Below are 25990 nucleotides of genomic sequence, written 5' to 3'. Positions count from 1 at the left end.
GATGACCCACTGCTTCCTGCAAATCGCGCTCGATACGCCACTGAACGCTGTCTTCGACTATCGCTGGGAAGGCGAGAGCGCGCAACGGCCGCAAGTCGGCCAACTGGCGCTGGTGCCGTTCGGCACGCGCGAGGTGGTCGGCCTGATCGTCGCCATCCGCGACAGCAGCGACGTCCCGGCGGACAAACTGAAGGACGCCCTGGCCGTGCGCACCCAGCTGGCGCCGCTGTCGCCACAATGGATCGCGCTGGCCGGCTTTGCTGCCGAGTATTACCAGCGCCCAGTGGGCGAGGTGGCGTTGCCGGGGCTGCCGAAGAACCTGCGCGTGACCACGACGGTCGCGCTGGACCGGGCCATCAAGAAGCTGGCCAAGCTGACGGACACACACGACCCCACACCGGTCGACATGCCGACGCTGAACCCTGAGCAGCAGGCCGCCGCCGATGCCATCGGCGGCGCGCAGGGCTTCACGCCCACCCTGCTGTACGGCGTGACCGGCAGCGGCAAGACCGAGGTGTACCTGCAGGCCTGCGCCCAGGTGCTGGCGCGCGAGCCGGACGGTCAGATCCTGATCCTTGTCCCGGAAATCAACCTCACGCCGCAGCTGGAAGCGAATATCCGCGCACGCTTCCCGGGGGTGATGCTGGCCACGCTGCACAGCAGCCTGTCCGAGGGCGAGCGCATGCTGCACTGGCTGGCCGCGCACCAGGGCCAGGCCCGCATCGTGCTGGGCACCCGCCTCGCCATCCTGGCTTCGCTGCCGCACCTGAAGCTGATCGTCATCGACGAGGAGCACGATCCGTCGTACAAGCAGCAGGAAGGATTGCGCTATTCGGCGCGCGACCTGGCCGTGTGGCGCGCCTGGCAGCTCAAGATCCCGGTGGTATTGGGTTCGGCGACACCGTCGCTGGAGACCTGGCATCACGCGCTGGCCAAACGCTACCGCAAGCTGGAGCTGCGCCAGCGCGCCGTCAGCCAGGCCACGCTGCCGGCCGTCAAGCTGATCAACCTGGAACACGACAAGCCGCGCGACGGCCTGACGCAGCCGCTGATCGACGCCCTGAAACTGCGCCTCGCGCGCGGCGAGCAATCGCTGCTGTTCCTGAACCGGCGCGGCTACGCGCCCGTGATCTGCTGCGAGTCGTGCGGCTGGATCAGCGACTGCCAGCGCTGCACCGCCTTCATGGTGCTGCACAAGGGCGAGCACAAATTGCGCTGCCACCACTGCAGCCTGGAGATGCGCATCCCGCGTCACTGCCCGACCTGCGGCAATATCGACCTGCAGCCGCTGGGCCGCGGCACACAGCGGGTGGAAGAGGGGCTGCAGGCGATGTTCCCCGAGGCGCGTATCCTGCGCATCGACGCCGACTCCACGCGCCGCAAGGGCAGCGCGCAGGAGGCGTTCGACACGGTGCACCGGGGCGACGTGGACATCCTGATCGGCACGCAGATGGTCGCCAAGGGCCACGATTTCAAAAAGCTGACCCTGGTCGGCATCCTCAATCCCGACACGGCACTGTTCTCGCACGACTACCGCGCCAGCGAACGCCTGTTCGCACAGCTGATGCAGGTGGCGGGACGTGCCGGGCGCACGGCGCAGACCGACGGCGGCAGCCCCAGCGAAGTGCTGGTGCAGACGCGCTATCCGGAGCATCCGCTGTACGGCGCCATCGTCCGCCACGACTACGACCGCTTCGCCACGGCGCTGCTGGCCGAGCGCGAGCAGGCCGGCCTGCCGCCTTACCTGTACCAGGCGATGCTGCGGGCGGAAGCGCCGGAACTGGCCAAGGCGCTGGAATTCCTGGCGGCCGCGCGCGACTGCGTGCCGCACGAGGGCATCACCATCAACGACCCGATCCCGATGAGCATGACGCGGGTGTACAACGTCGATCGGGCGCAGTTGCTGGTGGAGTCGCCGTCGCGCCCGGCGTTGCAGGCGTTCCTGAAGGAGTGGATGACGCGCTTGCGCGAGATGAAGTCGCGGGTGAAGTGGTCGCTGGAGGTGGATCCGGTGGATATCTGACCAGGTCAGGCGGAGCGCACCGCGGCCCAGGTGGCTGGAAGGCGATCAAAACCGGCTAGCCAGGGCACCAGCTTCGGATCGAGCCAACCGATCGTCTCGATACCCCTGCCATGCAGATCGATCAGCGATGGCGTCAGCCACAAAAGTTGCTCATGATGAAAGACACGATTCCGCAGGTCGCGCATCTGGTTGAGCGCTGCCGAGACAGTATGCCTCTGGCGCAGCGGCTTGGGGCAGCGTGGGAAGACCAAGCGCAATTCATGCCACAACGTGCCCTGGAATTGCTTATTGAATAGCGAACTCCAGAATCCGAATGCCAGCTCGGCCACGACCTTGTCCGGGGTCGCCAATTCGGCACGCCGCCGTAGTTTAAGTTTTGCCTGCGCGATTTCATCTTGCTGGCGCGCGAATAGCGGATCAGTGCCCCAGGACTCCCACCAGTCGTTGCGCTGATAGCGAACTGCCAGGCGGTGATGCATGCCGTTTTTTAACGCAATCTCGAGCACGCTGAGCATCGGTACCATGGCTGCCGCCAAGGTCAGATTAGGCACGTAGGCTTGCGCGGCCTTTGCAACGTCACCGCCGCAGGAGGCGCGATACCGCCCTAGCCTTGCTGCGGAAAAATGCTTTTCCAAGTCCGTCCAGTCCCTGACGCACGCCTCGAAGTATGCCATGAGCCATGCTATACTGAGTTTGCAGCCCTGGATTTGTCCTCTCCCAGCCACCATACTGGTGATGACGCCAGGTCAGTTCTGGTCCCGCTCGACGGGACCACCCGGATCTATAAGAAAACCCGCTCTGGCGGGTTTTTTTGCTTTCAACGGCTCTTCAATCCTGCACCAGATACTTCCGCGCCACCGCCACCACCTGCTCCGACAACGCCCGCGTAAACGGCGTATCGAGCTCCCACGCCTGCCAGGCCAGCGGCACATCGACATACGCGGCCGGCAGCAGGTCGACCAGGTGACCCTGGCCGAGGGCATTGGCGGCTTGCAGATAGGGCAGCAGGCCGTAGGCGTGGCCACCCAGCAGGCAGTCGTTCAGCGCCGTCGACAGCGGCAAGGTGTGATGGGGGAAGGGGCCCGTCGTATCCAGATGTTCGGCCAGGAAGCGTGCCGTCAGCTCGCGGTCATGCACCACGGCCGGGGCCAGTTGCACCGCCTCGCGGGTAAAACCGTCACCGAACCAGTGCGCGGCAAACTGGGGTGTGGCCACGCAGACGTAGCGCATGCCGCCCAGCGGCGTGCCGTTGGGGCCTTTCAGCTCGGCGCCATCCTCCGCCACCACGGCGCCGAACACGCTGCCCTCGCGCAGCCGGTGCAGCGCCTCGTCCTGGCTCGCCAGCTGGATGTCGAGCTGGCAGCGCGGCGGCGTCAGCAGCGGCGGCAGGCACAGCGGGAACCAGGTCGCCAGGCTGGCCGCGTCCACCGCCACCGACAATTCCGGCATGCTGACCGTCTTGCCCAGGTCGATGTCCAGCGTGGCTTCCATCAGCTTGACGTTGCGGTAGTGGCTGATCAGCCGCTGCCCCAGCCCGGTCGGCACGGCGGGCGCGCTGCGCACGATCAGCAGGCGGCCGGCCGCGTCCTCCAGCGCCTTGATACGCTGCGAGACAGCCGGTTGGCTGATGCCGAGGGCAGCCGCTGCCTTGTCGAAACTGCCGTGGGTGGCGACAGCGTCCAGCACCGCCAGGGCGCGATAATCGAGTTGGTCCATAAGGTGAGCTTATAGTTATTGAAAATTATAAGCAAGGCTAATATTGTCAGGTCCCTTCGCATGGCTGAGGCGCCGTGCCGGGCAAACGGTGTAGACTCGGCCCATCATGTCTGGAGGCAAAATGAAGGAAATTCGTTGCGACGTGGCCGTGATCGGCGCGGGCAGCGCCGGGCTGTCGGCCTATCGCGCCGCGCGCGCCGCCGGCAAGCATGCGGTGCTGATCGAAGGCGGCCCCTATGGCACCACGTGCGCCCGCGTCGGCTGCATGCCCAGCAAGCTGCTGATCTCGGCCGGCGAGGCGGCGCATGCGTTGCAGGTCGCGCCCGGCTTTGGCGTCCATCCCGGCACTGTGCGCATCGACGGCGCCGCCGTCATGGATCGGGTGCGGCGCGAGCGCGACCGTTTTGTCGGCTTCGTGATCGAGAATGTCGAGGAACTGCCGGCCGACGACAAGATTCGCGGCTATGCCCGCTTCACGGGGCCGGACACGCTGCAAGTGGGCGACCACACCACCGTGCATGCCGAACGCATCGTCATCGCGACCGGCTCGAAACCGCTCGTGCCCGAAGAGTGGGCGGCCGCGGGCCCGCGCGTGATCCACAGTGACGCCGTGTTCGACTGGACCGACCTGCCGGGCTCCGTCGCCGTCATCGGCACCGGCGTCATCGGGCTGGAACTGGGTCAGGCGCTGCACCGGCTGGGCGTGCGCGTGGCGCTGTACGCGCGCGGCGGCAGCATCGCGCAGCTGGCCGATCCGGCGGTGCTGGCCAACGCGGCCAGCGTGCTGCAGGAAGAACTCGACATCCGGTTCAAGACCCAGGTCGTGTCCGTCCAGGCCGACGGCCAGCAGCTGGCGCTGGTGACGCGCGACGGCGACGGCAACACGCGCACCGAGCGCTACGATTACGTGCTGGCCGCCATCGGCCGCACGCCGAACGTCCACGCGCTGCGGCTGGACCTGGCCGGCATCGAACTGGACCGGCGCGGCATTCCGCTGTACGACAAGCATACGATGCAGTGCGGCACCAGTCCGATCTTTATCGCCGGCGACGTCAACGACGAACTGCCGCTGCTGCCCGAGGCGGCGGACCAGGGCAAGATCGCCGGCCACAACGCCGGCACCTTCCCGCTGGTGACACCGGGGCTGCGCCGCACGCCGCTGGCGATCGCGTTTACCGAGCCGCAGATCGCCACCCTGGGCGCCGGCTACGGCGACCTGTGCCGCAGCCACGGCGGCCGCTTTGCCATCGGCATGGTGTCGTTCGCCAACCAGGGGCGCAGCCGCGTGATGCTGCAGAACCGCGGCATGTTGCGCGTGTACGGCGAATATGGCAGCGGCCGCTTCCTGGGCGCGGAAATGATCGGCCCACGGGCCGAGCACATCGGCCATCTGCTGTCCTGGGCCGTGCAGGCCCAGCTGACGGTGGCGGCCATGCTGGACATGCCGTTCTATCACCCGGTGGTCGAGGAAGGGGTGCGCACGGCGCTGCGCGACCTGGCCGAGCGGCTGAAACACCCGCCGCCGGAGGCGCCGCAGCCTTGTCCCGACTGCACGCCCGGCACATGACGGTGCTGCACTGAAAACAACAGTCGTGGTATTCAAGGCAGTTCTCTATTGCATTTTGGTATGGACTCTTGACCCTTGGTAAGAAGGGTCTTGCCAGCACAGGAGAGGGCACCATGACCATCAGACGCTTGACCTACGGTGACGTACGCCTCGGCGAGCTGCTGCCCTGGGACGTCTGCGGCGACAACGGCGCCCTGCTGGTGCGCAAGGGCTATGTGCCCACGTCCGACAGCCAGCTGGACGCGCTGGTCGCGCGCGGTTTCATCGACGATCCCGAGTACCGCGACCCGGTCGCCGCCGTGGCCGAGCCGCCATCGGTCGTGCGCCTGTTGAACCAGGCATTGACCGCGCTCGAGCCGCTATTGCAACGGATCGTCGCCGGCGGCGGCGCCGTCCAGGCCGAGCTGGAGCAGGTGGCGGCCCTCGTGCGCGCAGCGGTCGACGTCAATCCCGAGGTGGCGGCCGCCTGCATCCTGCACAACCAGCAGGCCGCGTCGTATGCGGTGCGGCATTGTATCGATACGGCCGTCGTGGCCCTGATCGTCGCCCGCGCCATCAAGCGCGAACCGGCCGAGCAGCAGTCGATGCTGCTGGCCGCGCTGACGATGAACGTGGGCATGCTGCAACTGCAGGACGAGCGCGGCCTGCTGACCGACGCGGAGCGCTCGCTGGTGCGGGCGCACCCCGAGCGGGGTATCGCGCTGCTGCGCCAGGCGGGCGTGCAGGACCCCGTCTGGCTGGACTGCGTGCTGGCGCACCATGAAAACGAGGACGGCTCCGGCTACCCGCGCGGGCTGGCGGGCGATGCGATCCCGTGCCCGGCCAAGCTGATCGCGCTGGCCGACCGCTACTGCGCGCGCGTCTCCACGCGGCCCTACCGCAAGCCGATGCTGCCGAACGCGGCCCTGCGTGACATCCTGCTGGAAGCGCGCCACGCGCTGGACGCGCAACTGGGCGCCGTGCTGATCCGGGAGTTGGGCATCTACCCGATCGGCACCTACGTGCGCTTGCTGAACGGGGAGGTGGGCGTGGTGGCGCGCAAGGGCCTGAACTCGACGACGCCGTATGTCCAGACCTTCATCGGCCCGCGCGGCGCCAAGCTGGACGTTTTCCTGCAGCGCGACACGCGCGCCGACCTGTCCGCCATCCGCGACGTGCTCAGCGCCGAGCAGGTCGACGCCACGTTCCGGATGGACCAGGTGTGGGGGCGGGCGGCGCTGCCCTGATCAGTTCAAGGTCGCATCCAGCCTGCCTTCCTCGGCCAGGCTGCGCAGCACGCGGATCGTGTCGATGTCCGACTCCTGGTAGGCGGAGCGGCGGAACTCGTCGTACATCTTGTTGGCCTCGTCTTCCAGCGCGTCGTGCGCGTCCTCGTACTCGAAGCGCACGTACAGCCGCTCGGTGCCGTGCGACTCGATCGTCATCGTCAGGCTGGACTTGCTGATCTCGCCCTGCGGCGCCACCTCGTAGCGGATGCGGTCGGGGTATTCCAGCACGACGGTATCCTCGATCACCAGCGCGCCATAGCGCTGCGTGCGTTTGAAACCCTTGTCGGTGCGGTCCTGGATGTGGCACTCGTCCAGGTGCGGCACGAACAGCTTGGGCGATTCGGCGCGCAGCACGAGGCCACGCCACAGCTGTTCGTGGGTGAGGGTGTCGATCAGCGGGTTCAGCGGATCGTTGATTTCAATCAGATGCTCGAATTTCATAGTGCTGGTGCCGGCGGCGAAGAGGGTGGTTGACAGCACTATATTCCTCCGGCGGCGCAAATATCAATGGCCGAGGCGGTACAATGGCCGGCTGAGTTTGCTCATCCCTCCTGCCATCATGTCCAATGCACCACAATTCGGCCTGAACGGGCCGCAAAGCGAAGCCGTGCTGTACCTCGACGGTCCGGCCCTCGTGCTGGCCGGCGCCGGCTCGGGCAAGACGCGCGTCATCACGCAGAAGATCACCTACATGATCGAGGACCGCGGCTACGATCCGCGCACGATCGCCGCGCTGACGTTCACCAACAAAGCCGCGCTGGAAATGCAGGAACGGGTGGCCAAGCTGCTGAAACAGCCGCGCCAGGCCAAGCTGTTGACGGTGTCCACGTTCCACTCGCTGGGCGTGAAGATCCTGCGCCAGGAAGCGAATCACCTGGGCCTGAAGGACCGCTTTTCCATCATGGACAGCGACGACTGCTATTCGCTGGTGCAGGACCTCGCCATCACGACGGACAAGCAGCTGATCCGCCGCATCCAGAACGACATCTCGCTGTGGAAGAACGGCCTCGTCACGCCCGAGCTGGCGCTGCGCAATGCGAAGGACGAGGACGAGGCGCAGTCGGCCCGCATCTACGCCAGCTACGTGGCGACGCTGTCGTCGTACCAGGCGGTCGACTTCGACGACCTGATCCGCCTGCCGGTGGAACTGTTCCGCGACAACGAGACGGTGCGCGACAAATGGCAGCGCCGCCTGCGCTACCTGCTGGTGGACGAGTACCAGGACACCAATACCTGCCAGTACGAGCTGCTGAAACTGATGGTGACGGGACTGGGCAAGAAGCCGATGTTCACGGCCGTCGGCGACGACGACCAGGCCATCTACGCCTGGCGCGGCGCCTCGGTGGAAAACCTGGCCAACCTGCAGGTGGACTTCCCCGACCTCAAATTGATCAAGCTGGAGCAGAACTACCGCTCCACCACGCGCATCCTGCAGGCCGCCAACGCCGTCATCGCGAACAACCCGAAACTGTTCGAGAAGGCGCTGTGGTCCGAGCACGGCCTGGGCGAGCCGATCAAGGTGCATGCGATGCCGAACGACGAGCAGGAAGCCGAGCAGGTCGCCATCATGATCTCGGCCGACCACTTCGAGCGCAAGAACAAATGGTCGGATTACGCGATCCTGTACCGCGGCAACCACCAGGCCCGCGTGATCGAGCAGGCGCTGCGCAACCAGCGCATTCCGTACACGATCTCGGGCGGGCAGAGCTTCTTCGACAAGGCCGAGATCAAGGACATCATCGCCTACCTGCGCCTGCTGGCGAACCAGGACGACGATCCCGCCTTCATCCGCGCCGTGACGACGCCGCGCCGCGGTATCGGCCAGTCCACGCTGGAAGTGCTGGGCGCGTTCTCGGGCCAGTGGCAGTGCTCGCTGTTCGAAGCCGTCTTCAAGGGCGGCATCGAGGCCAAGCTGACCGACCGCCAGCTGGGCCCGTTGCGCGACTTCTGCAACTTCATCAACGACCTGGAGTCGCGCGCCAGCCGGCCCGGCCCGGCCGGCAGCGGCGACAACGCGGCGCAGGTGCTGGACGACCTGATGGAAGCCATCCACTACGAGCACTACCTGTACGACACGCTGGAAGAGCGCGCCGCGCAAAGCCGCTGGCAGAACGTGCTGGACTTCGTGCAATGGCTGAAGGACCGCGGCCGCGGCGGCAAGGACCGCGACGGTGAAGAGAAAAACGTATTGGAGTTGACGCAGATGGTCGCGCTGATGTCCATGCTGGAAGGCAAGGACGAAGACCCGGACGCGATCCGCATGTCCACCCTGCACGCCTCGAAAGGGCTGGAATATCCGCACGTGTTCCTGGTCGGCGTGGAAGAGGGCATCCTGCCGCACAAGGGCGATCCGGACGCGCCCGTCGAGACGCTGGCCCAGCGCATCGAGGAAGAGCGGCGCCTGATGTACGTGGGCATCACCCGCGCCAAGCGCACGTTGCAGCTGACGTGGTGCAAGAAGAGAAAACGCGGCGGCGAGCACGTGCACTGTGACGTGTCGCGCTTCATTGCCGAGATGCAGCTGGACGTGGGCGACGCGCCGCCGAAAGAAACCGAAGTCATCAGTCCACGCGAGCGCCTGGCGCGCATGAAGGAACTGCTGGCCACCCCGAAAACGAAGGAAATCACGTGAGCGACGCTGTAGAGAACCGCCTTATCGACATCGAAATCAAGCTGGCCCACCAGGAGCACCTGGTCGAGTCCCTGAACGAGCGCATCTACGAACAGCAACAACAGATCGACAAGCTGGAACAGCTGATCGCCGCCATGGCCGAGCGCATCCGCACCCGCGACGCGGCGCAGGCGCCGATCAACGAGCGCCCGCCGCATTACTGAGACACCGGATAGCGTTTCCTGGTCGAAACGAGCAGTCACCCAGTGCCCGCTTGAGGCATCCTGTAGGCTGGCAATGTCACCGCAGGAGGAAATATGCAAACTACCTGGATCGTCACCGCGAATAACGGCCGGGCCCGTATCTACGCCCAGAAGGATCAGAACAGCGCCCTCTTGGAAGTCGAGGATATGGTGAACCCGACCCAGCGCGGTCGCGTCTCCGATATCGATACCGACCAGCTGGGACAGCTGGCCGCCTCGAAGAGCATCAAGAGCGTGGGTGCGGCAACGCAGCCCAGCGGCTATGAGCCGAACCAGACGCCCCTGGAGCACCAGGCCGAGCTGTTCGTGCGCAGCCTGGCCGACTATCTGCTGCAGGGCTATACGCAGAACCGCTACCAGAACTTGATCCTGGCGGCGGGGCCGGAAACGCTGGGCCAGCTGCGCAAGCTGCTGGACAAGCAGGTCACCAACGCGATCACCCAGGAGCTGAACAAGGACTACACCCATGTCTCGCCCCATGACCTGCTGGCGCAGCTGAAGCAGCACCAGACCTGAGTGTCGGGAAACCCGCTGGGGCAGGCCGGGCGGCATACCGGCCTGTCCCCGGTGTCTTATCCTCTGCGGAACAAATGATGTTCCGCCCACCCACTTTTTAGCCGCTTGCGACACGAATACAGTAAGGCCCTTTCACAAGGAGCCTTTCATGCAAGCCCAACTTCTCCGTGGCGCCGCCGCCGCCCTGCTGACTCTGTCCGTTGCGATTCCCGCCTCTGCCGCCCAGGTGCTGGTCGTGCTGTCCGACGCCCACCACCTCGACCTGAAGGACGGCAAACGCTATGACACGGGCTTCTACCTGAACGAACTGCTGGTCCCGGTCAAAATGCTGCTGGACGCCGGCCACCAGGTCACGTTCGCCACGCCGCTCGGCCGGGCCCCGGCCGTCGACAAATCGTCGCTGGACGCCCAGTATTTCGGCGGCGACGCCGCCGCGCTGGCCGACTACCGCGCGCTGCTGGAGCGGCTGGCGCTGACGTCCGCCGAGCGCTCGCCCGTCGTCAGCCTGGCGCGGGTCGAGCAGCAGGGCTACGCCCGCTATGACGCGGTCTACGTGCCGGGTGGCCATGCGCCGATGCAGGACCTGATCCGCAGCCCCCAGCTGGGCCGCCTGCTGGCCGATTTCCATGCGCGCGGCAAGACCACTGCGCTGGTCTGCCACGGCCCCGCCGCGCTGCTGTCCACGCTTGACCCGGCGTTCGTCGCCCGCCTGGAAGCAGGCAAGCCGGCCGTGCAAGCGAAGTGGATCTACGCCGGCTACCGGATGACCGTGATCAGCAATACGGAAGAGGAGCAGGCCAAGGCGCTGCTGAACGGCGGCACGATGAAGCTGTTGCCGCAAACGGGCTTGCAAAAGGCCGGGGCCGATTACCGCGGCAACGCGCAACCGTGGACGCCCTACGTGGTGCAGGACCGCGAGCTGATCACGGGCCAGAACCCGGCCTCGGCGGCCGCAGTGGGCAAGCTGCTGGTGCAACGCCTCGCTGCCAACTGACCAGCCCGTGTCTCACCCCGGGGTCAGACCCCGTTCGGGACACGAACGCATCATTACGCGGACAGGTGCCGCGCCAGCCGTTCACCCAGGCACAGCAGGGTGAACGTGGGCGGCAGGCCCCATGGCTCGGGAATGACGGACGCGTCGCACACGTACAGGCCGGGTGTCGGCGTGGCGAGGTGGGCATCGACGCCGGCGCCGATGCGCACCGTGCCGCCCGGGTGGGCGGCGAAGTGCCAGCTCTGGAACACGTGCCGGGCGCCCGCCGCGGCCAGGATGCGCCGCGCCGTGGCGACGCCGTCGCGCAGCTTGGCGCGGTCGCCTGCCGTCAGCGGCTTGCCGATCCAGCGGGGTCCAACGGCGCCGCCGATGTCGTCGCGGATCTTGACCATGATCGACAGCGTGCGCGCATGCGCGGCCAGCCGGTCGATGCGCCCCACCTGCATGGCGAAGGCCTGGTACATCGGCCGGGGCAGCGTCAGGTCCGCATAAGCGATGCCTTCGTCCGGCAAGGTCAGGCCGGCGGCCATCGGCACCTCGGCGCCGCCGTCGATGTCGTCCACGCTGCCCATCACGGCGATCACGGGATCGCTGAAGAACGGCACCCTGGCCGGCGCCAGGCCCGAGCGGTGCAGCACGCGCGGGCTGCCGATGCCGCCGGCGGCCAGCACCACCAGCGGCGCGGTGGCCGTATGCATTGCGCCGTCGATGCGCACTTTGACACCGGCGGCGCGGCCGTCCTCGATGATGACACGGCGCACATCGGCACCCGCGACCAGTTGCGCGCCGTGCCGGCAGGCCTCGTCCACCAGGTCGCGCGCCGTCCACTTGGCGCCGAACGGGCAGCCGTAGACGCAGCGCCAGCAGCCGGTACGGCATGCCTGGGGGCGGATCATCTTGGTCAGTTTCTGCCAGTCGAGGCCAATGGCACGCGCCGCGCCGGCGATGCGGCTGGCCATCGGGCCTATCAGTTCGTCCGGCAGCGGCGCCATCGGCAGCTCGGCGCGCAGCGCATCGGCGTACGGCGCAAGGTCGATGCCATGGCGCGCGAACAGCGCGGCCGGCGGCGGGGCGGCGGTGGCGAAATTGATCGTCGAGCTGCCGCCCGCCGTGATGCCGCGCACCAGCAGCGAAGCGTCGCGCTGGAGGAACGCGCCACGGCCCGGCACGGCCGCCATGCCGGCCATCTGCGCCAGCGTGCCGGCGATCGGCGCAGCGCCGCCCTGTTCCAGCATCAGCACGCGCGCACCCCGCCGCGCCAGCGTGCGCGCGGTGCTGGCGCCACCGGGGCCGCTGCCGACGACGATGGCGTCATAGGAGTGACGGAAAGGTGCTGACATGGCGCGATGGTAGCACGCAGGCCCGCTGCTGACGCGGTGAAACCAGCCTGCTATCATCGCAGGTTGATGCCGCCCGCAGAGGCGGCATGCTTTGGTGGACCCGGTGCGCGGCGCGACCCCATGAAGGACGCGGCGCCGGCCGGGCCTTTGGCGCACGCTGGCCACTTAACCGAAAGACGCTATGTCCTCTCCACGAATGCTCGTCCTTGCCGCCAGCCTGGCGCTGGCACTGTCCCCGCTGTCCCATGCCGCCCCGGCCGCCAATCCGCTGCTCGAGGCCAGCAAGCTGCCGCTGCAGTACCCGCCCTTCGACCAGATCCGCGACGAACACTTCCTGCCGGCCTACCAGGCCGCGATGGCGGAACACCTGAAAGAGATCGCCGTCATCGCCGCCAATGCGCAGCCGGCCACGTTCGACAACACGATCGTCGCGATGGAGCGCAGCGGCCGTGCGCTGCACCGCGTGCACACGACCTTCGTCAACCTGCAGGCCGCCAACACCAACGAGCGAATCGACGCGATCGAACGCGAGATGTCGCCGAAGCTGGCCGCCCACCGTGACACGGTCAACATGAACTCGCAGCTGTTCAAGCGCGTCGCGGCACTGCACGCGCGACGCGACAAGCTGGCGCTGGACGCGGAATCGAAGCACCTCCTGGAACGCTACTACAAGGATTTCGTCCGCGCCGGCGCCAAGCTGTCGAAACAGGACAAGGCGAAACTGAAGGCCCTGAACGGCCAGATCGCCGCGCTCGAGACCACCTTCAACCAGAACGTGCTGAAGGAGCAGAACGCGGCCGCCCTGGTGCTGGAGCGGCGCGAGGAGCTGGCTGGCCTGTCCGAGGCGGCCATCAACACGGCGGCGGCAGCGGCCAAGGCACGCGGCCTGGAAGGCAAGTACGTCATCGCCCTGACCAACACCACCGGGCAACCCCTGCTGGCCGAGCTGACCGACGCCGGCGTGCGTGCGCGCCTGTTGCAGGCCTCGATGGCGCGCGGCAGCCGTGGCGGCGAATTCGACAACCGCGAGACCGTGCGCCAGCTGGCGCTGGCGCGCGCGCAGCGGGCCGCGCTGCTGGGCTACCCGAACTACGCCGCCTATGCATTGGAGGACGAGACGGCGCAGACCACGGCCAACGTCAACAAGCTGCTGGGCGAACTGGCGCAGCCGGCCGTGGCCAATGCCCGTCGCGAAGGCGCCGACCTGGAGCACGTCGCCGGCGCTGCCGTGACGGCGGCCGACTGGGATTTTTATACGGACAAGGTGCGTGCGCAGCGCTACGCCTTCGACGAGAAGCAGCTCAAGCCGTACTTCGAGCTGGACAACGTGCTGATCAACGGCGTGTTCCATGCCGCCACCAAGCTGTATGGCATCACGTTCAAGGAGCGCAAGGACCTGCCGGTGTACCACCCGGACGTGCGCGTGTTCGACGTGTTCGACGCGGACGGCAAGCAGCTGTCGATCTTCCTGGCCGATATGTATGCCCGCCCGTCCAAGCAGGGCGGCGCCTGGATGAACGAATTCGTGTCGCAGTCCGCGCTGCTGGGCACGCAAAGCGTCGTCACCAACAACCTGAACATCCCGAAGCCGCCGGCCGGTGAACCGACCTTGCTGACGTTCGACGAGGTCAAGACGGCCTTCCATGAATTCGGCCACGCGCTGCACGGCATGTTCTCGAACGTGAAATATCCGCGCTTCTCCGGTACCGACGTGCCGCAGGACTTCGTCGAGTACCCATCCCAGGTCAACGAGATGTGGGCGGTGTGGCCGGAGGTGCTGGCGAACTACGCCAAGCATTACCAGACCGGCGCGCCGATGCCGAAAGAACTGCTGGACAAGGTGGCCGCTTCGCGCAAGTTCAACATGGGCTACGTGACGACCGAATACATCGCGGCCTCCCTGCTGGACCAGAAGTGGCACCAGCTGACGCCGAGCCAGATCCCGACGGACGTGTTGAAGTTCGAGGCCGACGCGCTGAAGGAAGCCGGGGTGGACTACGCGCTGGTGCCGCCGCGCTACCGCACCACCTACTTCTCGCACAGCTTCGGCGGCGGCTACTCGGCCGCCTACTATGCCTACCTGTGGTCCGAGAAGCTCGACGCCGACACCGTCGTCTGGTTCAACGAGAACGGCGGCTTGCAGCGCAAGAACGGCGACTGGTTCCGCAAGACGCTGCTGTCGCGCGGCGGCACCGCCGACGCGATGGAACTGTTCCGCAATTTCCGCGGCCGCGATGCCGCAATCGAACCGCTGCTGCAGCGCCGCGGCCTGACTGCCCAATAAAGGAAACGAATGAAACGTCCACAACTGCTGATCCTCGCCGCCAGCCTGGCCTTCGCCGGCTTCGCCCACGCCGCGCCGGCCGCCGCCGGCCTGCCGGAGTCGAATCCGTTCGCCAAACCCAGCACGCTGCCGTTCCAGTACCCCGTGTTCGACAAGATCCGTGTCGAGGACTACGGCCCCGCGTTCGACGCCGGCATGCGCGAGCAGGCCGCCGAGATCGAGGCGATCGCCAACAGCAAGAAGGCACCCACGTTCGACAACACGATCGTCGCGATGGAGCGCACCGGCCGGCTGCTCAATCGCGTATCGACGGTGTTCTTCAACCTGACCGGCGCCAACACCAGCGACGCGATGCAGCAGCTCGATCGCGAACTGGCGCCGAAGCTGTCCGCCCATGGCGACGCAATCCGCCTGAACGCCAAACTGTACCAGCGCATCAAGACACTGTACGACAAGCGCGAGAAGCTGGGCCTGTCCAGCGAGGACAAATACCTGCTGGAGCGTTATCACACCGACTTCGTGCGCGCGGGCGCCAAGCTGTCGGCTGCCGACAAGGAAAAGCTGAAAGGCTACAACGCCAAGCTGGCCGCACTGCAGACCACGTTCGCGCAGAACGTGCTGAAGGAAGCCAATGCGTCGGCGCTCATCGTCGATACGCGCGAGGAACTGGCCGGCATGTCCGACGCGGCCATCGCCAAGGCGGCCGACGAGGCCAAGGCGCGCGGCCTGGACGGCAAGTTCGCCATCCCCGTCGTCAACACGACGACGCAGGCACCGTTGGCGGTGCTGACGAATCGCGCCACGCGCGAGCGCCTGCTGGCCGCGTCGATGGCGCGCGGCAGCCGCGGCGGCGAATTCGACAACCGCGAGCTGGTGCTGCAACTGGCCAAGCTGCGCGCGGAACGTGCCGCGCTGCTGGGCTACAGCAGCCATGCGGCCTATATGCTGGAAGACCAGACCGCGCACGACACGGAGGCGGTCAACAAGCTGCTGGGCGAATTCGCCAAGCCGGCCGTCAACAACGCGCGCCGCGAGGCCGCCGACATCCAGAAGGTCATCGACGCCGACAAGGGCGGCTTCCAGCTGGCCGCGCACGACTGGGCCTTCTATGCCGACAAGGTGCGCAAGGAGCGTTACGCGTTCGACCAGAACCAGCTGCGCCCCTACTTCGAACTGAACAGCGTGCTGGAAAACGGCGTGTTCTTCGCCGCCAACAAGGTGTACGGCCTGACGTTCAAGGAGCGCAAGGACCTGCCGGTGTACCACCCGGACGTGCGGGTATGGGACGTGTTCGACGCGGACGGCAAGCAGCTGGCCATCTTCCTGGGCGACTTCTACGCCCGCGGCAACAAGCGTGGCGGCGCGTGGATGAACGGCTACGTCAACCAGAACAAGCTGCTGGGCACGCACCCGGTCGTGGCGAATCACCTGAATATTCCGAAGCCGCCGGCGGGCGAGCCGACGCTGCTGACGTATGACGAGGTGCGCACCGCGTTCCACGAATTCGGCCATGCCCTGCACGGCATGTTTTCAAGCGTGAAATACCCGCGCTTCTCCGGCACCCGCGTGCCGCGCGACTTCGTCGAGTTCCCGTCGCAGGTCAACGAGATGTGGCTGGCCTGGCCGGAGGTGCTGAACAACTACGCCAAGCACTACCAGACCGGCGCGCCGATGCCGCAGGAGTTGCTGGACAAGGTGATCGCCTCGTCCAAGTTCAATGAAGGCTTCCGCACCACGGAATACCTGGCCGCCGCGATCCTGGACCAGAAATGGCACCAGCTGGGCGCCAGCCAGATCCCGACGGACGTACTGGCGTTCGAGGCCCAGTCGCTGAAGGACGCCGGCGTGGACTTCGCGCCGGTACCGCCGCGCTACCGCACCACCTACTTCTCGCACGTGTTCTCGGGCGGCTATTCGTCCGGCTACTACGGCTACCTGTGGGCGGAAAAGCTGGACGCGGACACGGTGGAATGGTTCAAGGACAACGGCGGCCTGTCGCGCAAGAACGGCGACTGGTTCCGTACCAAGCTGCTCTCGCGCGGCGGCTCCGTGGATGCGATGCAGATGTTCCGCGAATTCCGCGGCCGCGATGCCCGTATCGAGCCGCTGCTGGAGCGGCGCGGCCTGACCGAGAAGTAAGAAGTACCGGGGTCAGACCCGCCGGGTCTGACCCCGGCCGTTCACTGCGCTAGGGTGGTTCGGTAAAGTCCTTCTTGCTCAACCCAAGGCCCTTGCTCAGCTCCTGCAGGCGCGGTCCGTCCACCAACTTCAGTCCGGGACGCGCGTCTGCAAAGGCGCGCGCCGCATCGCTGAACTGCCCGTTCGTGACAAAGTAGGCTCCCTGCGCCCCGTAATGGTTGCGGGTCGCTTCCAGTTGCATCAAGAGCTGCAGATCGATGCGCCGGCCCGGCGACGACAGCCGTTTTGTCTCGACGATTTCGTCGGTGGCGCCAGCGATGTCCTGGCGCCGGACGACCAGGTCTGCCCTCATATCGCCCTCGCCACTTTCTTCGACCGTGTAGTCGTTATGAATGAGCACTTTGCGCACAAATCTCACGAACTGGGCAGGGGTAAGCTCTGCCAGCCATTGCTGGCTGTCGGTGGTGGAAGGCTCTGCCGCCGTGCGGTCCGGTCGGGTTTGCGCAAGATCGCTGGCCTCACCGACCGTGCCGGCAAACGAGGCACCACGCACGATCGCACCCTTGAACTTGCTTGCTTTGATGCTGGCCCGGTCGAATACCGTGCCGATCGTGGAGGCGCCGGCGAGCGATGCACCATCGAGAATCGCATCGCTCAGGTCAGCACCGTCGAGGACGGCGCCATCGAGCCTGGCGTTCGTCATGTCGCAAAATGTCAGGTCCGCGTCGCGTAGGGTTTTCCCTGCCAAGTCGATGCCGCGCAGCGTGGGGCGCCAGGTACGGTTGGCCAGTCGGAACGCATTCCAGCTGGAGAGATTGCCGATCTCGAGCAGCTTCGGCGCGTTATCGGTGGTGACGTACTCGCTGGCGAGGATCCGGCCCAGCACGCGATAGCCAAGCCAGCCGCCAAGACCAAGCGTGGCGCACAGTGCGACGCCGAACGCTGTATCGTGCAGCACCATGTCAGCCCACCTCGCGCATCGAGCGCAGTGCTAAGCCGACAGAGAAAGCAGCAAGCGCCGTCGACAACAGGACCAGGCTGCCGGCGCCGACACCGATGCCGCCTTCTGCCTTGATCAGCGCATCGGCCTTTCCTGACAACAGGATATTCAGGATCCACAGCGCCATGCAAAAAATAAACAGATACATGAACCGTGGGCTGAACAGAGGCTGACCCGGCATAGCGACTCGGAACGTCACTTCGATGGTCTGGGAGCCGGGCCGCTGTCGGGTATCGCACTCGGTCCGGACGCCGAACAGGACCTGCTCGGAGACCGCAAACGAGAAGAACACCCCGGTCGCCCATAGCGATAGTTCAGGCGCCAGCGCTACATAAAACGTCGATTCGTTGAATGTGAACAGCTTGATCGCGGAGGCGACGGTAAACAGAATGATCGTGAAGCTCAATGGCCCCCAGATTTTCCAGTTCATGATGCCAGCCCCTTCCGATTGCAAGTCTGCCAGTGTGGGCTATGCCAGGCGAAAAATCAACTTGGCCAACGTCGCGAAGGCGCAGCCGCCCGTCGCCGGGCGGCTTGCGTTTCGCCAGCCGGTATCAAGCGATCAGCTTGCGATGCGCCGCCCCAGGCAATGTCCGCAGCACCTTGCCCGTCGTCGCCGTATAGGTCTTCGACTTGATCGTGCTGACATAGCGGTACTCGGCCCGCGTCTCGGTCGGCGTGACCGTCACCACGGTAAAGCCGCGCGACGCGGTCTCCGCGTACACCAAAGGCCCGATCAGCTGTTCCATGCCGGCCGCCACCAGGGTCGGATCGACCGTTGGGAAGTAGCTCTCGAAGCCCGGCGACGACACCGACGGCACGCCGAATTCCACCCCGACCGCGTTGCCGTTCAGGTCCGTCAGGTCGCTGGCCCACGCGTTGTGCGTGTCGCCGGCCAGCACCACCAGGTTCTTGTTCATCGCCTTCGCCATGTTCAGCACCGTCTCGCGCGCGGCCTGGTAGCCGTCCCACGCGTCCAGGTTGTACGGCACCGTCGGGCCGTTCAATTGCGCCTGTTCGGCCGCCGTCAGCGAGCCCGGGTTGTTGCGCGCCTTGACCGCCAGCGCCAGGTAGGTCGTGTAGGCGCCGGCCAGCACCATCGGCGCCGGCAGGTTCATGCGCGCCATCAGCACCTGCTGGCCCAGCATCTGCCAGGTCGCCGTCGACTTGCTCATCTGGCCCTGCAGCCACGTCACCTGCTCCGCCCCCATCAGCTGGCGCTGCGGATTGGCCACGTCGGTGGTGAAGCCGGCCGTGTTGAACGATTTGTCCGCGTTGACGTAGCCGGCGTAGGCCAGCTGCTTGTCGCGGCCGATCACGCGCGTGTCCAGCATGTGCAGCGACAGCAGGTTGCCGAAGTCGAACGAGCGATAGATGCGGTCCGGCTTCGACGCATCGGCCACGCGGGTCGGCATCCACTCGTGGTAGGCCTGGATCGCCATCTGCTTGCGGGCCAGGAACAGGCCTTCGGTGGCCGGGTCGTGGTTCTCCGCGCCTTCGCGCCAGGTGTCGTTGGTCAGCTCGTGGTCGTCCCACACGGTGATGAACGGCAGGCGCGCATGCACGGCCTGCAGGTCGGCGTCGCTGCGATACTGCTGGTAACGGCGGCGGTAGTCGGACAGCGTGATGATCTCGTTGGCCGGCTGCGAGGTGCGGCCCATGGCGGCCGCGTCGGCCGAGGCGTAGCCCGAAGCGGCGTATTCGTAGATGTAGTCGCCCAGGTGCAGGGCCACGTCCACGTCGTCCAGCTTGGCCGCTTCGGCGTAGACGTTGAAGTAGCCGGCCGGGTAGTTCGAGCAGCTGAAGACCGCGAAGCGCGCCTGCGTCACGCTGCCGGTCGGCAGCGTCTTGGTGCGGCCCACCGGCGAATCCACCTCGTGCGCGCGGAAGCGGTAGTAATAACTGCGGTTCGGTGCCAGGCCCGTGGCATCGACCTTCACCGTGTAGTCCTTGGCGGCACCGGTCGTGACGACGCCCGAGCTGACCACCTTCGTGAACGCACTGTCCTCGGCGACGCTCCAGCCCACTTCGACGTCGTCCGAGCTGCTGCTGGTGACGCGCGTCCACAGGATGACGCGGTCGGCCAGCGGGTCGCCGCTGGCCACGCCATGCGCGTAGCTGACCTGGACGTTGGTGTTCGGGCCGCTGTCGCTGCCACAGGCGGCCAGCGGCAGCGTGGACACCGCCACGGTACCGAGCGAGAAATTACGGATGAACTTGCGACGTGAATTCGATTGGGTCATTGCGGGGTCGTTGACAGGAGTGAAAGACGCCGCATGGTAATCGCCGCCTGTTACCCTCTGATGACATGGGCGCGCGCGGTGATGCGCCAGCAGGCCGCCGTGTAACGCACCGTTTCGCCTTGCACGAACGGATCGAACGCGCGGCGCACCCCGGCCAGGACAGCCTGCCGGCGCGCTGCATCCAGCGTCGGCAACACCCGGCCCAGGGGCCCCATGCGGCCTACGTAGGCGTCCAGCCCTGCCGCCGGGAAGGCGCAGGGCACGTCCACCGCGTCGATGCCGATGTCGTGCCAGCCCGCAGCCTGCAGGGTGGCCCGGACAAAGGCCGCGTCGGCAAATGCGAACTGGCCCGGCTGGCCGGGCAGCCTTGGCGGCAGCGTGACCAGCGGCGCCGCGGCACGTTCGGCGGCCGTCATGAACGGGTTCTCGTCCGCGCCGCGCCAGGCGTACAGGTGCAGGCGCCCGGCGGCACGCGTGGCCCGGCGCAGGTTGGCGAAGGCGGCAACCGGATCGGCAAAGAACATCACGCCGAAGCGCGACACGATCGCGTCGAACCCCGCGGCTTCGAAAGGGTAGTGCTGGGCGTCGGCGCAGACGAAGCTGGCCGCCAGGCCTGCTTGCGCGGCACGGATGCGGGCGGTGGCGATCATCGGCGCCGAGATGTCGATGCCGGTGGCGTGGCTTGCGGCGCCGGCCCGGCGCGCGGCGGCAAGGGTCGTGGCCCCGGTGCCGCAGCCCACGTCGAGGACATGTTCGCCCCGCCGCACCGCGTCCGCCAGCAGGGCTTCGAACGGCTGGAACATGTGATCGAGCATGGCCTGGTTGTCGACCCAGGCATGGCCGGCGTCGCTGTTCCAGAACGCCGCTTGAGGATTGGTGTCGGTCATCTGCATTCTCCCGTGGATGTGCGCAGATGGTATCGTGCCACTTCAAGTCGACTTGAGGTCAAGCATGACAGTATTGGATATAGCCGAGGTGGTGCGACGGTCGGGCGTGCCGGCATCGACGCTGCGCTTTTACGAAGAGAAGGGACTGATCGCGCCGGTCGGGCGGCAAGGGCTGCGCCGGCAGTTCGCCGAAAGCGTGCTGGAGCGGCTGGCGCTGATCGCGCTGGGGCGGGCGTCCGGCCTGGCGCTGGACGAGATCGGCGGCATGTTCACGCCGGACGGAGCACTGGCGATCGACCGGCAGCTGTTGCTGGCCAAGGCGGATGACCTGGACCGCACGATCCGGCAGCTCGGTGCGCTGCGCGATGGCCTGCGCCACGCGGCCCAGTGTCGCGCTCCCAGTCACCTGGAGTGCCCGAGGTTCCGGCGCATCCTGCACGCGGCGGCGCAGGGCGCGCTGGGGGAAACGGTGCCGCCGCTGCGGCGGCGCCGTATCAATAGAACGGGTACTGGCCGTTGACGAAAGGCTTGCCCAGGCGTTCCAGGGCGTCGCGCAGGTCGGCGGCGAGCACCTTGATCCAGGAGCGCGGCGCGGTGGCGGGGCGGGTCGGGGTGGTATAGGTCGTCGTGTTCATGGCATTTCCTCTCTTTGTTCGTTGGCTGCTTCGATGACTACATCGTAGGCGCCCGGCAGATATAAATCCAATTATGAGTTTCGATGTCAGCGATACGCCACGGTGATGATTCCGGCCGATGTTGATATTTCTACATGGAAAGATATAGCCCTGCGTGATATCCGCTGTCGGCGTCCCTGCATAACGGGTTGTCGTCCGGATGACACGCATACGCCCGTCTACCGCGCCATTGCTTGAGCTGCCGCATGACTGGTGATAAGTTGAATATCCATTAACCTGATCGAAAGCTCATGATGACTCCACGCAAAGTAAAGCTGGCGCGGCTCGTTGCGGTGTGCACGCTGGCCCTGGCGGGACACGCCGAAGCCAGCCGGACCACGATGTCCACTGGCTATTCGGTAGCGGGCCCCCAGGAGGACGCGCAGGGCTACCGCAACGCCGTCGAGGCAGCGCTTGGCGGCGGGCAGCCGGGGTATGGCAGTGCGGAGCTGCCGGCGTTCGACAACGTCAGCAACCATCAACGGTTCGGCAGCGAGAACGATGTGGCGTATCACTTCACCGTGGAGTTCGAGGTGACGGCGGCCTTGGCAGGACAGTGGTCCTTCCGTGCCGGTGTCGACTTTGGCGATGGCGGCATGATGATGCTGGACGATACCGTGATTCACAGCAGCCTGGGTGATATGTGGTGGAACGGCTCCTGGAGCGGCCCAGGTGTCTTGAGGGGCAGTGCCGTGCTGACCGAGGGGCTGCACACGCTTCATCTGTACGGCCTGGAAAGCTGCTGCGACGGCTTTTTCACGACCCAGTTCAGCATAGGAGATGGCCCCTTCGTTACGTTCAGCAATAACGACGGGCTGCAACCCGTGTCGAACGTGCCTGAACCGTCCAGCTGGGCGATGCTGGCGGCCGGGGCCGGCGTGCTTGCACAAGTACAACGGCGCCGGCGCCAGGCGGCTAGGCGCTGAGAGTCCCCGAGCTGGGTGGCCGGCCGGGCGCGATTCGGTGTATAAGTCCATATGGCTACACTACAGGGGGACCACCTATGGACAATAACCTGAAAGAATCGCTGCGCAACCTGCATGGCGCGCTGTCGCACGCCGGCCCGGTCGATGAGGAGCTGCAGGATCTGTTGCGCCAGCTCGATGGCGACATTCACCAGCTGCTGGAACAGCGGGCGGCGGACGGCAGCGTGGACGAGAACGGCACGACGACGTACGGTCTGGCCGAGCGCACGCAGGAAATCTCGGCCAAATTCGCCGCCAAGCATCCCGCGCTGGAGCCAACCCTGCGCGAATTGACCCGTATCCTGGGGAATATGGGCATCTGATGGACGCCGGGGACAGGCACCTGTTTCAGGGCCGGGAGGCCCCGAAACAGGTGCCTGTCCCCTTGGGTTTCCTGAAACAGGCCTCAAGGAAACGCCAGCAAAGGCGGCTCCTCGCCGGCAAAGCTGAAGTTCGGGTGACGCTGGGCGATCATGTCCTCGATCTCGCGCACGCGCCGCACCGGCACGTCGACCATCATCAGCACCTGGCCCTGCTGTACCCGGTCGGTGTATTGCTCCAGCTTCTTGTTGGGAATCGCACAGCCGTTCATGCCGGAGGCCCAGGCGCCGAAGAGGGCGCCGCCCAGGGCCATCAGCAGCATGGTCCCGGTCGGCACTTCCAGCCCGTAAGGCTCCGTCAGCGCCAGCGCGAAGCCGACCAGGAAGCCGACGATCGCGCCCATCACGATGCCGAGCTGGGCACCGTGCACGAAATCCGTCTTCAGCGCGAAGCCGCAGCCCGGCAGGTCGTCCGGCAGCGCGCCCTCGCGCGCCATGAAGTGGATGCGCCGTTCCTCGATACGGGCCAGCAGCAGCTCGTCGAGCATGGCGCGGGCGGCAGGAATATCGGGCAGCAGATAGTAAAGACGACGTCGCATAATGGCCTCCCTGGTGGTGATGTCCGGTGGTGCAGGCATGGCAGCCTGGCATGCACCTATCGTTATAGCCCTTGCGGCGCACAATGCAATCTGGGCAGCGGGAAATTCCCCAAGCCGTCGATAGTTGCCAGCCTCGACACAAGTTATTGAAAATTAAAAGATTTTCCTGGGAAAATCCGGGCAGGGCCGCGCGGAACCGGCCCGATTTTGGTACAATCCTGTCGATGAACTCCCCAGTAAAACCTCTTCGCGACCGTCCCCAAGCGGTCTGCCCGCGCTGCCGCCGCGCCTTTCCTGCCCATGACCCGTGCCGAGATGGACCAGCTGGGCTGGGACGAGTGCGACGTCATCCTGATCACGGGCGACGCCTACATCGATCACCCGAGCTTCGGCATGGCCCTGGTCGGCCGGCTGCTGGAGGCGCAGGGGTTCCGGGTGGGGATCATCAGCCAGCCGGACTGGCAGTCGGCCGAGCCGTTCCGCGCGCTGGGCAAGCCGCGCCTGTATTTCGGCGTCACGGCCGGCAATATGGACTCGATGGTCAACCGCTACACGTCCGACCGCAAGATCCGCTCCGACGACGCGTACACGCCGAACGGCGAGCCGAACAAGCGCCCCGACCGGGCGGTGACGGTGTACGCGCAGCGTGCCCGCGAAGCCTTCCCCGGCACGCCGATCGTCATCGGCAGCATCGAGGCGTCGCTGCGCCGCATCGCCCACTACGATTACTGGTCGGACAAGGTGCGCAAGTCCGTGCTGACCGATTCCAAGGCCGACCTGCTGATCTTCGGCAACGCCGAACGGGCGCTGGTCGACCTGACCCACCGCATCGCCGCCGGCGAAGACATCAAGACGATCCGCGACCTGCGCGGCACCGCCTTCCTGGTGCCGCACGGCTGGATGCCGTCGCCGGAATGGGGCATGCACAACTCGACCCGGGTGGACGTGCCCGGCAAGATCGATGCCCATCCCGATCCGTACGCGATGGCGCAGGAAGACAAGGCCGCCTGCGCGACCGAGAACGCTGCCACCGCGCCTGAAGTGGTCAAGCCGATCCGCATCATGACGCGCGAGGAGCGCCAGGCGATGGCGCGCGAAAAGCACAGCAAGACCGTGGTGCGCCTGCCGTCGTTCGAAGTGGTCAGCACCGACCCCGTGATGTACGCGCACGCGTCGCGCGTGTTCCACTTGGAATCGAATCCGGGCAATGCCCGTGCGCTGGTGCAGCAGCACGGCGAACGCGACGTGTGGATCAATCCGCCGCCGCTGCCGCTGGCGATGGACGAGATGGACGGCGTGTACGACATGAACTACGCGCGCGCCCCGCACCCGAGCTATGGCAATGCCCGCATTCCCGCTTGGGAAATGATCCGCTTCTCCGTCAACATCATGCGCGGCTGCTTCGGCGGCTGCACGTTCTGCTCGATCACGGAACACGAGGGCCGCATCATCCAGAGCCGTTCGGAACCGTCGATCCTGCGCGAGATCGAACACATCCGCGACAAGACCAAAGGCTTTACCGGCACCATTTCCGACCTGGGCGGCCCCACGGCCAACATGTACCGGCTGGCCTGCAAGGACAAGAAGATCGAGGAATCGTGCCGCCGCCTGTCGTGCGTCTACCCGTCCATCTGCGTCAACCTGGGCACCGACCACAGCAAGCTGATCTCGCTGTACCGCAAGGCCCGTGCGATCCCGGGCGTGAAGAAGATCCTGATCAGCTCCGGCCTGCGCTACGACCTGGCCGTGCGTTCGCCCGAGTACGTCAAGGAACTGGTCACGCACCACGTCGGCGGTCTCTTGAAGATCGCGCCGGAGCACACGGAACCGAACGTGCTGAACAAGATGATGAAGCCGGGCATCGGCGCCTATGACGAGTTCAAGGCGATGTTCGAGAAGTTCTCGGTCGAGGCCGGCAAGAAGCAGTACCTGATTCCCTACTTCATCGCGGCCCACCCGGGCACGACGGACGAGGACATGCTGAACCTGGCGCTGTGGCTGAAGAAAAACAACTTCCGCCTCGACCAGGTGCAGACCTTCATGCCGACGCCGATGGCGATGGCCACGACGATGTACCACTCGCGCAAGAATCCCCTGCACAAGGTCACGGACACGTCCGAAACGGTCGAGACGCCGCGCAGCGGCAAGATCCGCAAGGCGCACAAGGCCTTCCTGCGCTACTACGATCCGGAAAACTGGCCGATCCTGCGCGAGACGCTGCAGCGCATGGGCCGTGGCGACCTGATCGGCAATGGCGAGAAGCACCTGATCCCGGCCTGGACGCCGGGCGAGGAGCACATGAAGGCAGCCCCGGAAGGCAAACGCGCGATGCCGACGCTGGCGCCGGGGGCCCGACCGCGCGCCCCTGCCGGTGCCGGCACCGGCCGCGCCATGCCGGCCCAGCGCGCCGCGGCCGCGCCGCGCGGCGGCCGGCCGAATGCGCTGACGGGTTCGCTGACCGCGCGCGAGTCGATCGAAACGAAGGTACGGCCGTCGATCCTCGATACGATCAAGGTCAAGCCCAAGGCCGCGCCGGCCCGGGCGAGCGCGAAGCCGGCCAAGGCGGGCCGGAAGTAAGGCC

The 25990-nt window shown here is 66.2% G+C and carries 23 protein-coding genes; 13 read left to right on the top strand and 10 right to left on the bottom strand.

Annotated elements, in window-relative coordinates; genetic code table 11:
* The first annotated feature begins 1 nt into the window (after position 1).
* Positions 2 to 2023, top strand: a complete 2022-nt coding sequence (locus E7V67_026190; GenBank protein WUR13137.1) for a primosomal protein N' — start codon at positions 2 to 4, stop codon at positions 2021 to 2023.
* A 5-nt stretch (positions 2024 to 2028) separates the two neighbouring features.
* Here the strand turns inward: E7V67_026190 and E7V67_026185 are convergent, their stop codons facing one another.
* Together E7V67_026185 and E7V67_026180 are read right to left on the bottom strand one after the other, a co-directional pair.
* The gene (locus tag E7V67_026185; GenBank protein ID WUR13136.1) at positions 2029 to 2697 is read right to left on the bottom strand and encodes a hypothetical protein; all 669 of its coding nucleotides are present in this window, start codon (positions 2695 to 2697) and stop codon (positions 2029 to 2031) included.
* A 154-nt stretch (positions 2698 to 2851) separates the two neighbouring features.
* Complete coding sequence (locus tag E7V67_026180) at positions 2852 to 3739, bottom strand: ArgP/LysG family DNA-binding transcriptional regulator (protein WUR13135.1); 888 nt, start codon at positions 3737 to 3739, stop codon at positions 2852 to 2854.
* 121 nt (positions 3740 to 3860) lie between these two features.
* On the opposite strand from E7V67_026180, the gene E7V67_026175 reads away from it, so the two are divergent.
* Together E7V67_026175 and E7V67_026170 are read left to right on the top strand one after the other, a co-directional pair.
* Entirely contained in the window at positions 3861 to 5306 is a 1446-nt protein-coding gene (locus E7V67_026175; GenBank protein ID WUR13134.1) for a dihydrolipoyl dehydrogenase, read from the top strand.
* Between the two features lie 113 nt (positions 5307 to 5419).
* Complete coding sequence (locus tag E7V67_026170) at positions 5420 to 6532, top strand: HD domain-containing phosphohydrolase (GenBank protein ID WUR13133.1); 1113 nt, start codon at positions 5420 to 5422, stop codon at positions 6530 to 6532.
* Here the strand turns inward: E7V67_026170 and E7V67_026165 are convergent, their stop codons facing one another.
* On the bottom strand, positions 6533 to 7015 hold the full coding sequence (locus tag E7V67_026165) for an SRPBCC family protein (protein ID WUR13132.1): 483 nt from the start codon (positions 7013 to 7015) through the stop codon (positions 6533 to 6535). It abuts the gene before it with no gap.
* Positions 7016 to 7133: 118 nt separating this feature from the next.
* On the opposite strand from E7V67_026165, the gene E7V67_026160 reads away from it, so the two are divergent.
* From E7V67_026160 to E7V67_026145, 4 genes are all read left to right on the top strand, one after another.
* Positions 7134 to 9206, top strand: a complete 2073-nt coding sequence (locus E7V67_026160) for a UvrD-helicase domain-containing protein (protein ID WUR13131.1) — start codon at positions 7134 to 7136, stop codon at positions 9204 to 9206.
* Complete coding sequence (locus E7V67_026155) at positions 9203 to 9409, top strand: SlyX family protein (protein ID WUR13130.1); 207 nt, start codon at positions 9203 to 9205, stop codon at positions 9407 to 9409. The genes E7V67_026160 and E7V67_026155 overlap by 4 nt, the downstream gene beginning before the upstream one ends.
* A 93-nt stretch (positions 9410 to 9502) precedes the next feature.
* Complete coding sequence (locus E7V67_026150; protein ID WUR13129.1) at positions 9503 to 9964, top strand: host attachment protein; 462 nt, start codon at positions 9503 to 9505, stop codon at positions 9962 to 9964.
* Between the two features lie 148 nt (positions 9965 to 10112).
* A complete protein-coding gene (locus E7V67_026145) occupies positions 10113 to 10958 on the top strand; it encodes a type 1 glutamine amidotransferase domain-containing protein (protein ID WUR13128.1) in 846 nt (281 codons plus the stop codon).
* Positions 10959 to 11011: 53 nt separating this feature from the next.
* On the opposite strand, the gene E7V67_026140 is transcribed toward E7V67_026145, so the two are convergent.
* The gene (locus E7V67_026140) at positions 11012 to 12298 is read right to left on the bottom strand and encodes a GMC family oxidoreductase (GenBank protein ID WUR13127.1); all 1287 of its coding nucleotides are present in this window, start codon (positions 12296 to 12298) and stop codon (positions 11012 to 11014) included.
* A 181-nt stretch (positions 12299 to 12479) separates the two neighbouring features.
* Between E7V67_026140 and E7V67_026135 the strand changes: the two genes are divergently transcribed.
* On the top strand, positions 12480 to 14582 hold the full coding sequence (locus E7V67_026135; protein ID WUR13126.1) for a M3 family metallopeptidase: 2103 nt from the start codon (positions 12480 to 12482) through the stop codon (positions 14580 to 14582).
* A gap of 9 nt (positions 14583 to 14591) precedes the next feature.
* Positions 14592 to 16721 carry a M3 family metallopeptidase gene (locus E7V67_026130; protein ID WUR13125.1) on the top strand — a complete coding sequence of 710 codons (2130 nt, stop codon included), beginning with the start codon at positions 14592 to 14594 and terminating at the stop codon, positions 16719 to 16721.
* Positions 16722 to 16770: 49 nt separating this feature from the next.
* On the opposite strand, the gene E7V67_026125 is transcribed toward E7V67_026130, so the two are convergent.
* The 4 genes from E7V67_026125 to E7V67_026110 all read right to left on the bottom strand — a co-directional run bounded on the left by E7V67_026125 (position 16771) and on the right by E7V67_026110 (position 20851).
* Positions 16771 to 17682, bottom strand: coding sequence for a restriction endonuclease (locus E7V67_026125; protein ID WUR13124.1), 912 nt, complete (start codon positions 17680 to 17682; stop codon positions 16771 to 16773).
* A 1-nt stretch (position 17683) separates the two neighbouring features.
* Entirely contained in the window at positions 17684 to 18151 is a 468-nt protein-coding gene (locus E7V67_026120; GenBank protein ID WUR13123.1) for a hypothetical protein, read from the bottom strand.
* Positions 18152 to 18275: 124 nt separating this feature from the next.
* A complete protein-coding gene (locus E7V67_026115; GenBank protein ID WUR13122.1) occupies positions 18276 to 19964 on the bottom strand; it encodes an alkaline phosphatase D family protein in 1689 nt (562 codons plus the stop codon).
* Positions 19965 to 20014: 50 nt separating this feature from the next.
* Positions 20015 to 20851 carry a class I SAM-dependent methyltransferase gene (locus tag E7V67_026110; protein ID WUR13121.1) on the bottom strand — a complete coding sequence of 279 codons (837 nt, stop codon included), beginning with the start codon at positions 20849 to 20851 and terminating at the stop codon, positions 20015 to 20017.
* Positions 20852 to 20915: 64 nt separating this feature from the next.
* Between E7V67_026110 and E7V67_026105 the strand changes: the two genes are divergently transcribed.
* On the top strand, positions 20916 to 21371 hold the full coding sequence (locus tag E7V67_026105) for a helix-turn-helix domain-containing protein (protein ID WUR13120.1): 456 nt from the start codon (positions 20916 to 20918) through the stop codon (positions 21369 to 21371).
* Here the strand turns inward: E7V67_026105 and E7V67_026100 are convergent.
* A complete protein-coding gene (locus tag E7V67_026100; protein WUR13119.1) occupies positions 21346 to 21486 on the bottom strand; it encodes a hypothetical protein in 141 nt (46 codons plus the stop codon). The genes E7V67_026105 and E7V67_026100 overlap by 26 nt on opposite strands.
* Before the next feature lie 290 nt (positions 21487 to 21776).
* On the opposite strand from E7V67_026100, the gene E7V67_026095 reads away from it, so the two are divergent.
* Positions 21777 to 22451 carry a CCXG family PEP-CTERM protein gene (locus tag E7V67_026095; protein ID WUR13118.1) on the top strand — a complete coding sequence of 225 codons (675 nt, stop codon included), beginning with the start codon at positions 21777 to 21779 and terminating at the stop codon, positions 22449 to 22451.
* 77 nt (positions 22452 to 22528) lie between these two features.
* Positions 22529 to 22813, top strand: coding sequence for a DUF4404 family protein (locus tag E7V67_026090; GenBank protein WUR13117.1), 285 nt, complete (start codon positions 22529 to 22531; stop codon positions 22811 to 22813).
* A gap of 83 nt (positions 22814 to 22896) precedes the next feature.
* Here the strand turns inward: E7V67_026090 and E7V67_026085 are convergent, their stop codons facing one another.
* The gene (locus E7V67_026085) at positions 22897 to 23409 is read right to left on the bottom strand and encodes a DUF1269 domain-containing protein (protein ID WUR13116.1); all 513 of its coding nucleotides are present in this window, start codon (positions 23407 to 23409) and stop codon (positions 22897 to 22899) included.
* Between the two features lie 300 nt (positions 23410 to 23709).
* Here E7V67_026085 and E7V67_026080 point away from each other — a divergent pair, with 300 nt between their 5' ends.
* Positions 23710 to 25986 carry a YgiQ family radical SAM protein gene (locus E7V67_026080; protein ID WUR13115.1) on the top strand — a complete coding sequence of 759 codons (2277 nt, stop codon included), beginning with the start codon at positions 23710 to 23712 and terminating at the stop codon, positions 25984 to 25986.
* Positions 25987 to 25990: the final 4 nt, after the last annotated feature.

This window comes from [Empedobacter] haloabium (assembly GCA_008011715.2).
GTDB lineage: Bacteria > Pseudomonadota > Gammaproteobacteria > Burkholderiales > Burkholderiaceae_D > Rugamonas > Rugamonas haloabia.
This window is presented reverse-complemented; position numbering and strand designations above follow the sequence as displayed.

Coding starts and splice junctions, on each gene's coding strand:
- E7V67_026190 (WUR13137.1), top strand. CDS start 2: ATGACCCACTGCTTCCTGCAAATCGCGCTCGATACGCCACTGAACGCT.
- E7V67_026185 (WUR13136.1), bottom strand. CDS start 2,697: ATGGCATACTTCGAGGCGTGCGTCAGGGACTGGACGGACTTGGAAAAG.
- E7V67_026180 (WUR13135.1), bottom strand. CDS start 3,739: ATGGACCAACTCGATTATCGCGCCCTGGCGGTGCTGGACGCTGTCGCC.
- E7V67_026175 (WUR13134.1), top strand. CDS start 3,861: ATGAAGGAAATTCGTTGCGACGTGGCCGTGATCGGCGCGGGCAGCGCC.
- E7V67_026170 (WUR13133.1), top strand. CDS start 5,420: ATGACCATCAGACGCTTGACCTACGGTGACGTACGCCTCGGCGAGCTG.
- E7V67_026165 (WUR13132.1), bottom strand. CDS start 7,015: ATGAAATTCGAGCATCTGATTGAAATCAACGATCCGCTGAACCCGCTG.
- E7V67_026160 (WUR13131.1), top strand. CDS start 7,134: ATGTCCAATGCACCACAATTCGGCCTGAACGGGCCGCAAAGCGAAGCC.
- E7V67_026150 (WUR13129.1), top strand. CDS start 9,503: ATGCAAACTACCTGGATCGTCACCGCGAATAACGGCCGGGCCCGTATC.
- E7V67_026145 (WUR13128.1), top strand. CDS start 10,113: ATGCAAGCCCAACTTCTCCGTGGCGCCGCCGCCGCCCTGCTGACTCTG.
- E7V67_026140 (WUR13127.1), bottom strand. CDS start 12,298: ATGTCAGCACCTTTCCGTCACTCCTATGACGCCATCGTCGTCGGCAGC.
- E7V67_026135 (WUR13126.1), top strand. CDS start 12,480: ATGTCCTCTCCACGAATGCTCGTCCTTGCCGCCAGCCTGGCGCTGGCA.
- E7V67_026130 (WUR13125.1), top strand. CDS start 14,592: ATGAAACGTCCACAACTGCTGATCCTCGCCGCCAGCCTGGCCTTCGCC.
- E7V67_026125 (WUR13124.1), bottom strand. CDS start 17,682: ATGGTGCTGCACGATACAGCGTTCGGCGTCGCACTGTGCGCCACGCTT.
- E7V67_026120 (WUR13123.1), bottom strand. CDS start 18,151: ATGAACTGGAAAATCTGGGGGCCATTGAGCTTCACGATCATTCTGTTT.
- E7V67_026115 (WUR13122.1), bottom strand. CDS start 19,964: ATGACCCAATCGAATTCACGTCGCAAGTTCATCCGTAATTTCTCGCTC.
- E7V67_026110 (WUR13121.1), bottom strand. CDS start 20,851: ATGACCGACACCAATCCTCAAGCGGCGTTCTGGAACAGCGACGCCGGC.
- E7V67_026105 (WUR13120.1), top strand. CDS start 20,916: ATGACAGTATTGGATATAGCCGAGGTGGTGCGACGGTCGGGCGTGCCG.
- E7V67_026100 (WUR13119.1), bottom strand. CDS start 21,486: ATGAACACGACGACCTATACCACCCCGACCCGCCCCGCCACCGCGCCG.
- E7V67_026095 (WUR13118.1), top strand. CDS start 21,777: ATGATGACTCCACGCAAAGTAAAGCTGGCGCGGCTCGTTGCGGTGTGC.
- E7V67_026090 (WUR13117.1), top strand. CDS start 22,529: ATGGACAATAACCTGAAAGAATCGCTGCGCAACCTGCATGGCGCGCTG.
- E7V67_026085 (WUR13116.1), bottom strand. CDS start 23,409: ATGCGACGTCGTCTTTACTATCTGCTGCCCGATATTCCTGCCGCCCGC.
- E7V67_026080 (WUR13115.1), top strand. CDS start 23,710: ATGACCCGTGCCGAGATGGACCAGCTGGGCTGGGACGAGTGCGACGTC.